The sequence below is a fragment of the Aurantimonas sp. 22II-16-19i genome (assembly GCF_002088275.1).
GTDB lineage: Bacteria > Pseudomonadota > Alphaproteobacteria > Rhizobiales > Rhizobiaceae > Jiella.
In genome coordinates this window covers 63419-74146 of the sequence record NZ_AQQS01000029.1, presented here as the reverse complement: position 1 = coordinate 74146, position 10728 = coordinate 63419, and the positions used below count along the sequence as shown (strand labels likewise).

Sequence of the window (10728 nt, the reverse complement as noted above, 5' to 3'; positions counted from 1 at the left end):
GAATACGAGAAACTACCTCGGAGGGCTTTCCTCCGGCGCACCGCCGCCCGAGTGCCAAAGGCACGAGGGGCGGCGAGACGAAGGGCGCTCGAAAGAGGGTCCGGGACAAGCAGGACCCATCCCCCGGCCGCGACGCGGCGCGGGAACGATGATCCATGCCCCATGATGGAGGGGCGAAGAGGAGGAGGGGAGCGGACGAGAGAACGGCCATGCCCGCGAAAAAACCGCGAGACCAGAACGCAGCGGATGGAAGGACGACCCCGCTGGCCGCTGCGTCAGCCCGGCCACATTCATGCCATATTGACACAACTGCTGCGCGCGGGTCCATTGGCTTCCCTTACAGTTGGGGAAACACATGATTCGTCTCTGCCTCGTCGTCCTTGCCGCCGGGCTCCTGTCCGGTTGCGGCTCCATCACCCGTGGCACGTCCGAGGACGTCGCCATCAACGCCCAGCCGGAAGGCACCGACATCCGCACCTCCAACGGCCATCAGTGCCAGACCGCCTGCGTCATCAAGGTGCCGCGCAAGGACGCGTTCACGGTGATCGCCAGCAAGCCCGGCTACCAGACCGAGACGGTGCAGGTGTCGACGGAGGTCTCGGGCGGCGGCGCGGCGGGCATGGCCGGCAACATCCTCCTCGGCGGGGTGGTCGGCATCGGCGTCGACGCGGTCACCGGCGCGGCGCTCGACCATACGCCGAACCCGGTCAACATCGTGCTCGAGCCCGACGGCGTGCCCCAGATCCCCGTCGACACCGGCAAGAAGCCGGACGCCAAGCCGCGTCGTTCGGCGCCGGTGTCCTGAGGGGCTGCGCCGAGGGTCTGGAGCATGATCCCGAAAAGTGGGAACCGGTTTTCGGAGAAAGATCATGCGGCACCAGAAGCATGATCCCGAAAAGTGGGAACCGGTTTTCGGACGAGATCATGCGGCAAAAGAGAATAGCGGGATGAGATCGAAGCCGATCTCATCCCGCTCTAGACATGCAGCGCCCTGCCGAGGGCGCCGAGTGCGGCTTCCTGGAAGCTCTCGGACAGGGTCGGATGGGCGTGGATCGTACCGGCGAGGTCTTCGAGGCACGCGCCCATCTCGATGGCCAGACAGAAGGCGGCGGAAAGTTCGCTGATCCCGGCGCCGACCGCCTGGACGCCGAGGACGAGGTGGTTGTCGGCCCGGGCGACGACGCGCACGAAGCCGTCCTCGCGGCGCAGCGACATCGCCCGGCCGCTGGCGGTGAAGGGAAACCGGCCGACGCTCGTCGCAATGCCGGCGGCCTTCGCCTCGGCCGGCGACAGGCCGACGCTGACGATCTCGGGGTCGGTGAAGCAGACCGCCGGGATCGCCCGGTGGTCGAAGACGCGCCGGTGGCCGGCCGCGATCTCGGCGACCATCTCGCCTTCCGCCATCGCCTTGTGGGCCAGCATCGGCTCGCCGCAGACGTCGCCGATGGCGTAGACGCCGCGCATGGCGGTGCGCCGGGTCTCGTCGGTGCGGATGAACGGCCCGTCCATGTCGAGCACCAGCTCCTCGCGGCCCCAGCCTTCGGTGACGGGGCGGCGGCCGACGGTAACGAGGACGCTGTCGCAGGCGATGCGCTGCTCCTCGCCCGCTTCCGTCTCGATCAGGAGGTCGCCGTCCTCGCCGGCCAGCCCCTGCGCCTTGGCGCCGGTCATCACTTCGACGCCGAGCGCCTCCAGACGCCGCCGCACCGGCTTGACGAGGTCGGCGTCGTAGAGCGGCAGGATCTCGACTGACGCCTCGACGATGGTCACCCTCGAGCCGGCCTTGGCGAAGGCGGTGCCGAGCTCGACGCCGATATAGCCGCCGCCGACGACCGCGAGGCGCGCGGGCGGGGTCCGAAGCGACAGCGCCTCGGCCGAGGAGATCACCTTGCCGCCGAAGGGCAGCGATTTCAGCTCGATCGGTTCCGAGCCGGTGGCGATGACCACCGTCTCGGCGCTGATCCGCTGCTCGCCGGTCTCGCTGGTGACGATCACCGTCTTGCCGTCGACAAACCGCGCCCGGCCCTCGACCAGCTTGACGCGGCTCTTCTTGAAGAGGCCGGTGACGCCGTTGTTGAGGCGGTTGACGATGCCGTCCTTCCAGGCGACGACCTCAGCCCAGTCGAGCCCCGGCGTGCCGGCGGTGAGGCCGGGAAGCGCTCGGCCTTCGGCGGCCTCTTTGAGAAGAAAATACTCGTCCGCCGCATGGATCAGGGCTTTCGAGGGAATGCAGCCGATGTTGAGGCAGGTGCCGCCGGGCTTGGCGGAATCGACCACCACCGTGTCGAGGCCGAGCTGGCCGGCCCGGATCGCCGCGACGTAGCCGGCGGGCCCGGCGCCGATGACGAGGAACTGGCAGGCGATCTCGTTCATGCCGCATCCTCGATGAAGATCATCGCCGGGTTCTCCAGAAGCTGCTTGATCCGCTGCACGAAAACCGCGGCGTCATGGCCGTCGATCACCCGGTGGTCGAAGCTGGAGGAAAGGTTCATGCGCTTGCGCGGCCGGAACTGGGCGCCGTCCCAGACGGGACGGATTTCCATCTTGTTGACCCCGACGATGGCCACCTCCGGATGGTTGATGATCGGCGTCGTGGCGATGCCGCCGAGGGCTCCGAGCGAGGTGATGGTGATGGTCGAGCCGGACAATTCCTCGCGCTTGACAGAGCCGGTTCGCGCGGCATCCGACAGCCGGGCCACCTCGGCGGCGCAGTTCCACACGTCGCGGGCCTCGCAGTGGCGGGCGACCGGCACCATCAGCCCGCCGCCGGTCTGCGCCGCGATGCCGATATGGACGCCGCCATGCTGATGCAGGACACCGGCCTCGTCGTCATAGAGCGCGTTCATCGCCGGCTGTCCGCGCACCGCGATGACGATCGCCTTCATCAGGAAGGGCAGGAGGGTGAGCTTCGGCCGGTCTTCGCGGCGGTCCTTGTTCATCGCCGCGCGCAGGCTCTCGACGCCCTCCATGTCGATCTCGTCGACATAGGTGATCGACGCGATCCGCCGGTTGGCGGTTTCCATCTTCTGGGCGATGCGCCGCCGCAGCCCCGAAATCCTGACGTCGGTGACGGAGCTGTCGGCGGCTCGCCCGCGTCCCGCCGGGGCCTCGGCGCCGGCGTCGAGAAAGGCGGCGAGATCTTCCTGGGTGATGCGGCCGGCGGGGCCGGAACCGGTCACCCGCCTGAGGTCGACACCGGCCTCCATCGCCCGGCGGCGCACCGCCGGCGAGGCGAGGGGCCGTTCGCCGGGCTTGCGCCCGGGATGGGAGGCTGGCGCCACGCTGGCGGATGGCCTGATCTCCCCCCTTGTGGGGGAGATGGGCGGCAGCCCAGAGGGGGGTGCGCTGCCGCCGCGTGTCCGCGCGTCGAAGTCAGGCCGCTTGCGCCCTTCGGCGCCCCCCTCTGCCCTGCCGGGCATCTCCCCCACAAGGGGGGAGATCGGCAGCCCTGATGGCGGCGACTCGCTCGTCGGACTCGGCGCGGGCTCCGAAACGTCCGGCGTCTCGCCTGTCTCGCTGGCCCCCCCCGGCCCGGCGACGTCGAGCCGGACCAGCGGCGAGCCGACGGCGAGGGTGTCGCCCACCGCACCGGCGAGCCAGGTGACGGTGCCGTCGACCGGCGAGGGGATGTCGACCGTCGCCTTGTCGGTCATCACCGCGGCGAGCGTCATGTCCTCCTTGACCGGATCGCCGACGGCGACGTGCCACTCGACGAGTTCGGCCTCGGCGACGCCTTCGCCGACATCGGGGAGCTTGATGGTGAAGGTGCCCATGCTCAGCCCTCCATGACCCGCTTCATCGCACCGCCGACCCGCGCCTGGCCTGGAAAATAGTCCCATTCCTGCGCATGGGGATAAGGCGTGTCCCAGCCGGCGACCCGCACGATGGGGGCTTCCAGATGGTAGAAGCAGGCGTCCGCCACGACCGACACCAGCTCGGCGCCGAAGCCCGAGGTCAGCGTCGCCTCGTGGACGACGAGGCAGCGACCGGTCTTCTTCACCGAGGTCTCGATCAGCTCCATGTCGAGGGGAACGAGGGTGCGCAGGTCGACGATCTCGGCGTCGACGCCGACTATCTCGGCCGCCGCCTCGGCCACATGCACCATGGTCCCGTAGGCGAGGACGGTCAGATCGGAGCCCTCGCGGCGGATGACGCCCTTGCCGAGCGGCACCACGTAGCGACCCTCCGGCACCTCGCCGAGCGGATGCTTCGACCAGGGTGTCACCGGCTTGTCGTGGTCGCCGTCGAAGGGGCCGTTGTAGAGGCGCTTGGGTTCGAGGAAGATCACCGGGTCGTTGTCCTCGATGGCGGCGATCAGCAGGCCCTTGGCGTCGTAGGGATTGGAGGGAACGACGGTCTTCAGCCCCGAGACATGGGTGAACAGGGCCTCGGGGGACTGGGAATGGGTCTGGCCGCCGAAGATGCCGCCGCCGGTCGGCATGCGCACCACCAGCGGGCAGGTGAAGTCGCCGGCAGAGCGGTATCTGAGCCGGGCGGCCTCGGAGACGATCTGGTCGTAGGCCGGATAGACGTAGTCGGCGAACTGCATCTCGACGACCGGCCGCAGGCCGAAGGCCGCCATGCCGATCGCCGTGCCGACGATGCCGCTCTCGTTGATCGGCGCGTCGAAGCAGCGGTTCCTGCCGAACCGCTCCTGCAAGCCTGCGGTGCAACGGAAGACGCCGCCGAAATAGCCGACGTCCTCGCCATAGACGACGACGGTCTCGTCCTCGGCCATCTTGACGGCATGGGCGTCGCGGATCGCCTCGATCATCGTCATGCGGGGCATGGGACACCCCCCGTGTCGAAGCGCCGAAATCTCGAGGCGGCGAGCCCTTCGGCGCCCCCCTCTGTCCTGCCGGACATCTCCCCCTCGAGGGGGGAGATCACGCCACTTCTTCGGCTCATCCTGTTCCTGCAGCGCTTCAGCAATCCTCGACGCTCGAATGGTGCGAAGGCGCTTGCGCGAGGTCGATCTCCCGCCTTGAGGGGGAGATGCCCGGCAGGGCAGAGGGGGGTGCCTCGGCGCCGCCCGTGCCGGTGTGCCGTCGCAAGAAAGCCGCGCCCCGAGGAAAACTGGACCATCGTCAATACCCCGCCTCCTGGCGCTGGCGCCGAAGATGCGGCGGCATCTCCTCGTAGACGTCCTCGAACATGTCGCGGACGGAGGGCTTCGGCCCGGTATGCAGCGTCCCGTGGCTCTCGGCCTCCTTCTGGGCGGCGAGGATCTCCGCATCGACCTCGGCCTCGGCCTGGACGTGGCGCTCCTCGCTCCAGGCGCCGGTGAGGATCAGATGGTTCTTCAGCCGCTTCACCGGATCGCCGAGCGGCCAGGCGTCGGTCTCTTCCTTCGGCCGGTAGGCGGAGGGATCGTCGGAGGTCGAATGGGCGGCGGCCCGGTAGGTGACCCACTCGATCAGCGTCGGGCCGAGATTGCGGCGCGCCCGCTCGACCGCCCATTTCGCTGCGGCATGCACCGCCAGATAGTCGTTGCCGTCGACCCGCAGCGAGGGAATGCCGAAGCCGAGGCCGCGTGCCGCGAAGGTTCCCGAACCGCCCTTGGCGATGCCCTGGAACGTCGAGATGGCCCATTGATTGTTGACGACGTTGAGAACGACCGGCGCCTTGTAGGTCGAGGCGAAGACCATGCCGGAATGGAAGTCGCTCTCCGCCGTCGACCCGTCCCCGATCCAGGCGGCCGCGATCTTGTCGCCGCCCCTGATCGCCGAGGCCATCGCCCAGCCGACGCCCTGCACGAACTGCGTCGCCAGATTGCCGGAGATCGAGAAGAAGCCGTGGCGCTTCGACGAGTACATGACCGGCAGCTGCCGGCCCTTCAGGGGGTCGCGGCGGTTGGAATAGATCTGGCACATCATGTCGACGAGGGGATAGTCGTCGGCGATGAGAAGGCCCTGCTGGCGATAGGTGGGAAAGTTCATGTCGCCCGGGCCGAGCGCCTTGCGGAAGGCGCAGGCGATGGCTTCTTCCCCGAGGCACTGCATGTAGAAGCTGGTCTTGCCCTGGCGCTGGGCCATCAGCATGCGCCGGTCGAAGGCTCGCACCCGCATCATTGCCTTCAGGCCGTCGAGCAGTTCCTCCTCGCCGAGCGTGCCGGCCCACTCGCCGACGGCCTCGCCGGCGCGGTTGAGGACGCGGACGATCGAGAAGGCGAGGTCGCGGATTTCGGCCGGATCGACGTCGACCGGCGGCCGGCGGACCGAGCCGGCCCTGGCGATCTTCACCCCCGAGAAGTCCGGTGTCCCACCCGGACGGACCTCGGGTTCGGGAACGTGCAACCGCAATTCCCCGGTCATGTTCAGCCCTCCCCAGCGCTTTGTCCAATGAGATAGATCGCAACCGCAAAAGGGACAGCCTCGGGCTCCGCGCGCTGCGGCGCGAAAAGCTGCCGGCACGTCTGGCAAGGTGCGACGAATTGCTGCGCGATGCATCCCCGGGGCGGAAAAATGGTTGGGTATCCAGCAAGATCAATCAAGTTTGCACTTGCCAATTCGTCGATATGCAAGGATCTTCGATGCCCTTGATCGGATGGCCAGCGCGTTTCGGGCGAGCGGATTGTCGCCTGAGACGGAAGAACCAAGTGCAACGACACACAACGCTGGCGGCGACAGGAGGGGCGAAACACGATGATGATCTATCCGGACCCCGACGGGGCCTTGCGGCTGACGCGGAACATTCACGAGAAGCTGGCCGAAAGTCTGGAAGACATCGCCAAGGCCGTTTCCAAGGCGGGAATTCTGTCGCACAAGGCTCTGACGGTCGCCCAGTCCGTTCGCCAGCTGCAGCCGATATCGCCGGACTATTTCGCCCGCTACTTCGAGATACTCGAAGCCGTTGAGAGAGATGACATCACGGCTTCGGTGCAGCTCCTGGAAGAGCTCTCCGGGACGGTGGAGCGCGACATCGCCGGCAATCCACCCGCCTCCGGCCGGCTGAAGCCGGCGAGGGCGGTGCAGATCTCCACCTGGGCCGAACTCGATGTCGGCCAAAGAGCCCGATATGCGCGATATTTCGAGTCGAACACCCAGGGGCCCCTGTCGCTCGGGATGCCTGAGAGCGAGGCCGCCGAGACTCTGCGCCAGGAAATCGTCAGGGCGTTCGAGCGCCTCGATCTTCACCTCCCCGACCTTGCAGCCGAACTGCGCAATCTGGTCACGCAGATCGTCATCTGTTCGGCTGGCGACCGCAATCCGAGCTTTGCCGGAGCCTCCACCTTCTACATCTGGGGCGCGATCTTCATGAATCCGGCGGCCTACGGACAGGGGCTGGAGGTCGTCGAGGGACTTGTCGTCGAAAGCACCCATGCCCTGCTCTACGGCCTGTCGCAGGGCAACTCGCTGCTGGGGGAGGGAGCGGCGGGCGGGACCGCCGGTGGCGAGGGCGTTCACGCCTCGTCGGTCGATGCGGTGTTTCATGCCGCCGTCGTCGCCGCCCGGCTGCACCATGTCCTGCGCCAGTTGATCGAGCGGCGCGCGCTCGACGGGGCGGAGTTGGCGCGGGCGAAGGAACTCTCCGGCCGGACCTTGAGACGCTTCGCCCAGTGCAACGACGAGCTCGGCGACGACGCCCGTTTCGTCGAGGAGGGCCGCGCCGTCCTGCGCGAGACGCGCCAGCTGATGCTGGGCTCGGTGGTCCGCGCTGCCTGACCGTTGCTGGCGCAGTCGCGCCGGCGATCTCGCGGCGCGGCCGGCTGCCCGGCAATGCGGGCCGCGGTCCGCCGCCGGCGCCGCCGATGCAGTCCACCGCCACAAGGGGCCTACGGCCGTCCACGGTAAATATTACGTTAGGTCACGCGAAGGCGCGGTCTGCCCCTCCCGTTCTGCCCATCCTGTGCTACTATGATGAATTCGCAGTGCATGGCGGCCAGAGGACGAAGATCCCCCGGCTCACGAGGCCGAGGCCGCCGAAAAAACGCAAGGGACAGTGGAAGCGGAGAATGCCCATGTGGTGGTTCAACAGATCGCGGTCATCTGGCCCGGCCAACGAGGCGAAGGAGCCCGATCCGGCTCGTCGCCGTGTCCTCTTCGGCATCGGGGCTGCGGCCTGCGCCGTGGCCGTGGGGACGCTGCCGTTCGGTGGTGAGGCCCAAGCAGCGGCGGGGGCGTCGCCGGTGGACGACCTCCTCGACCGGATCGACGGCGTCGATGCCGCCGAAGACGTGGAACTGGCTCACTATACCGGATATTCCCATCGGCACGGCTACGACCGGCCGCGTCGCCGCCGCCGCCGCGTCCGGCGCAACTGCCGCGATCCCTGGTTCCGGCGGAACAACCCGCGCGCCTGCGGCGTGCCTCGCCGCCGCCGGCGGCGCCGCGGCTATGGCCGCAGCTGCTACCGCGTCGGCAGCGTCACGGTCTGCAACTGAGCGCATCCATGCGGGGTGCCGCGAGATTTCTCCGCATGACGATCGCTTGACGAATCATGGGCCGGCAGCCGGCCCGTGGTTCATCATGACACCGGACGGCGTGCTCGACCGTCAGGTTCGGGCGCAGGCAGGGCCGATCCGCCCACACCATGTTCTTGACATGTTCTCACGCGTTGATTAGCCCGTTCCCATCAGGCGCTCGCGCGCCCGGTCGATGACATGCGGGGCAACCGTCCCGCCGGGGCAGTGGGCGCGGATGATCGGCAAACTCAAGGGCAGCATCGACGAGATCGGCGAGGATCACGTCACCGTCGACGTCCACGGCGTCGGCTACGTCGCCTATTGCGGAGCGCGGACGCTGGCGGCGATCGGTGGTGCCGGCGAGGCGGTCGTCCTTTTCATCGAGACCGTCGTTCGCGAAGACATGATCCGGCTCTACGGCTTTGCCACCGCCGCGGAGCGGGACTGGTTCCGTCTTCTCCAGACCGTGCAGGGCGTCGGCGCCAAGGTCGCGCTCGCCGTCGTCGGCACGCTGCCGCCGGGCGATCTCGCCAATGCCGTGGCCTTGCAGGACAAGGCGATGGTGGCGCGCGCGCCCGGCGTTGGGCCGAAGGTCGCCGCCCGCATCGTCGCCGAGCTGAAGGACCGCGCACCGGCCTTTTCCGGCCCGGGCGCGGAGGAGAGCTTCGGCCTGAAGCGCGACATCGGCGGCGGCACCGCTTCGGCGCCGGTGGCCGATGCCGTATCGGCATTGACCAATCTCGGCTATTCGCGCGATCAGGCGGCCACCGCCGTGGCAGCGGCCTTGAAGGAGGCCGGGGAGGACGCCGGTAGCACAGCGCTGATCAGGCTGGGGCTGAAGGCGCTGTCACGCTAGAGGGCCGTGCGACCGACAGGACGCACAAGGGACGCCGAGCGCTTCGAATCGACGCCGCGTGCCTGCCGAGAATCGACCCCGATCTTCGCTGGTGCGATGCTGTAGCGCCCGGCAATTTCGAACGAGCGGCGAGGACGTCGTGGCTGTCGCGGGGCTGCCGGTTCTGCTATGAGAAACCCATGCGCGCCGCTGTCATCACCTGTCCAGGCAATCGCAATTCTCGTTGCCGGGAGGCTTGTCGACGTCTGCGTGTGTGATTTCATCCACCCCCGATCGTCCACAAGCCGCTCTTCGAAGCGGCTTTTTTTTCATGGAGATGGGAAATTGTTCCCGGTCATAGAACATATCGACGACGTGTTGCCGCACATCGAGGGTGACAACGGCATCTATGTCTCGCGATATGCCACGCATGATACGATCGACTACGGGCATCACCTCGACGAGACCTTCAATTCGGCGATGCGACGTGAATGCCGGGGCCTCAAGTTCGACAAGTCCGGGCGGCTCATGGCTAGGCCCTTCCACAAATTCTTCAACCTCGGAGAACGAGAACGGGTCGAGGAGATCGACTGGTCGCGGCCACACCGGGTTCTGGAAAAGCTCGACGGGTCGATGATACATCCGGCTCTCGTGGATGGCGGCATTGTCTTCATGACCCGAAAGGGCATCACGGCACAGGCGCTCGATGCGGGATCGCACGCGACGGAGGGTGTGCGCGCTCTGGCACGTGATCGCCTGGCTGCGGGAAAGACCGCAATCTTCGAGTTCACCTCGCCGGACAACCGGATCGTCATCGGCTACGACAGACCGGCGCTGACGCTCCTGGCGATCCGCGACAACCTGACGGGTACCTACACCGATTTCGAACAGATGCACGAGATGGCCGACCATTTCGGCGTGGCTGTGGTCGGCAGTCATCCGGTCGACGGTCCCACCGAGGCGTTCCTGAACGGCGTGCGCGGACTGACCGACATCGAAGGCTATGTCGTCGCTTTCGATGACGGCCACCGGCTGAAGCTGAAGACGCAACATTACGCGCTGCGGCACAGGACGCTCGCCGGTCTGGCGCTCGAAAAGAATGCGCTCGAATGTGTGGTGAACGACGCCGTCGACGACGTGGTGCCGCTTCTCCCTCCCATGGCAGCCGAACGGCTTCTTCTCTACCAGGCCAGGATCCAGGCCGGGATCTCGCGTCTCGAGGCGGAGGTGGCCGAACGGCTCGAGCCGTTGCGCGGCGCGGACCGCGGAAGTCAGGCGAGAATCATCAACGAGACGCTGGACAAGCGCCTGCGACCGGTCGCGTTCAAGGCGCTCGACGGGAAGGGCGCACGGACTGCCATCCTTGACATCCTTCGGTCGGCGACACACAGCCAGACGCGCATCGACGCGGTGCGGGACCTGTTCGCGATGTCGTGGGATGGCGAGGATTTCGAGATCCAGGATGGCTGAGCGTTCGAGAAGGAAAGCG

The 10728-nt window shown here is 67.5% G+C and carries 9 protein-coding genes; 5 read left to right on the top strand and 4 right to left on the bottom strand.

What is annotated here, in order from left to right:
* The first annotated feature begins 355 nt into the window (after positions 1–355).
* On the top strand, positions 356–805 hold the full coding sequence (locus tag ATO4_RS19850) for a hypothetical protein (RefSeq protein WP_083593292.1): 450 nt from the start codon (positions 356–358) through the stop codon (positions 803–805).
* 170 nt (positions 806–975) lie between these two features.
* Here ATO4_RS19850 and lpdA read toward each other — a convergent pair whose 3' ends face one another.
* The 4 genes from lpdA to ATO4_RS19825 all read right to left on the bottom strand — a co-directional run bounded on the left by lpdA (position 976) and on the right by ATO4_RS19825 (position 6314).
* Positions 976–2373, bottom strand: a complete 1398-nt coding sequence (gene lpdA / locus ATO4_RS19845; protein ID WP_083593290.1) for a dihydrolipoyl dehydrogenase — start codon at positions 2371–2373, stop codon at positions 976–978.
* Positions 2370–3773 carry a dihydrolipoamide acetyltransferase family protein gene (locus tag ATO4_RS19840; RefSeq protein ID WP_083593288.1) on the bottom strand — a complete coding sequence of 468 codons (1404 nt, stop codon included), beginning with the start codon at positions 3771–3773 and terminating at the stop codon, positions 2370–2372. The genes lpdA and ATO4_RS19840 overlap by 4 nt, the downstream gene beginning before the upstream one ends.
* Positions 3774–3775: 2 nt before the next feature.
* The gene (locus ATO4_RS19835; RefSeq protein WP_083593286.1) at positions 3776–4789 is read right to left on the bottom strand and encodes an alpha-ketoacid dehydrogenase subunit beta; all 1014 of its coding nucleotides are present in this window, start codon (positions 4787–4789) and stop codon (positions 3776–3778) included.
* A gap of 298 nt (positions 4790–5087) precedes the next feature.
* Positions 5088–6314: a 3-methyl-2-oxobutanoate dehydrogenase (2-methylpropanoyl-transferring) subunit alpha gene (locus tag ATO4_RS19825; RefSeq protein ID WP_083593284.1), complete on the bottom strand. Its 1227-nt coding sequence runs from the start codon at positions 6312–6314 to the stop codon at positions 5088–5090.
* Positions 6315–6644: 330 nt separating this feature from the next.
* Here ATO4_RS19825 and ATO4_RS19820 point away from each other — a divergent pair, with 330 nt between their 5' ends.
* From ATO4_RS19820 to ATO4_RS19805, 4 genes are all read left to right on the top strand, one after another.
* Complete coding sequence (locus ATO4_RS19820; RefSeq protein WP_083593281.1) at positions 6645–7664, top strand: HEXXH motif-containing putative peptide modification protein; 1020 nt, start codon at positions 6645–6647, stop codon at positions 7662–7664.
* A gap of 296 nt (positions 7665–7960) precedes the next feature.
* Positions 7961–8383 (top strand): hypothetical protein, encoded by a 423-nt coding sequence (locus tag ATO4_RS19815; protein ID WP_083593280.1) that lies wholly within the window; start codon positions 7961–7963, stop codon positions 8381–8383.
* Between the two features lie 256 nt (positions 8384–8639).
* On the top strand, positions 8640–9260 hold the full coding sequence (ruvA, locus tag ATO4_RS19810; protein WP_083593279.1) for a Holliday junction branch migration protein RuvA: 621 nt from the start codon (positions 8640–8642) through the stop codon (positions 9258–9260).
* A 324-nt stretch (positions 9261–9584) separates the two neighbouring features.
* Positions 9585–10709 (top strand): RNA ligase, encoded by a 1125-nt coding sequence (locus ATO4_RS19805; RefSeq protein ID WP_176223067.1) that lies wholly within the window; start codon positions 9585–9587, stop codon positions 10707–10709.
* The last annotated feature ends 19 nt before the right edge of the window (positions 10710–10728 follow it).

Coding starts and splice junctions, on each gene's coding strand:
- ATO4_RS19815 (WP_083593280.1), top strand. CDS start 7,961: ATGTGGTGGTTCAACAGATCGCGGTCATCTGGCCCGGCCAACGAGGCG.
- ATO4_RS19850 (WP_083593292.1), top strand. CDS start 356: ATGATTCGTCTCTGCCTCGTCGTCCTTGCCGCCGGGCTCCTGTCCGGT.
- ATO4_RS19820 (WP_083593281.1), top strand. CDS start 6,645: ATGATGATCTATCCGGACCCCGACGGGGCCTTGCGGCTGACGCGGAAC.
- ATO4_RS19840 (WP_083593288.1), bottom strand. CDS start 3,773: ATGGGCACCTTCACCATCAAGCTCCCCGATGTCGGCGAAGGCGTCGCC.
- ruvA (WP_083593279.1), top strand. CDS start 8,640: ATGATCGGCAAACTCAAGGGCAGCATCGACGAGATCGGCGAGGATCAC.
- lpdA (WP_083593290.1), bottom strand. CDS start 2,373: ATGAACGAGATCGCCTGCCAGTTCCTCGTCATCGGCGCCGGGCCCGCC.
- ATO4_RS19835 (WP_083593286.1), bottom strand. CDS start 4,789: ATGCCCCGCATGACGATGATCGAGGCGATCCGCGACGCCCATGCCGTC.
- ATO4_RS19825 (WP_083593284.1), bottom strand. CDS start 6,314: ATGACCGGGGAATTGCGGTTGCACGTTCCCGAACCCGAGGTCCGTCCG.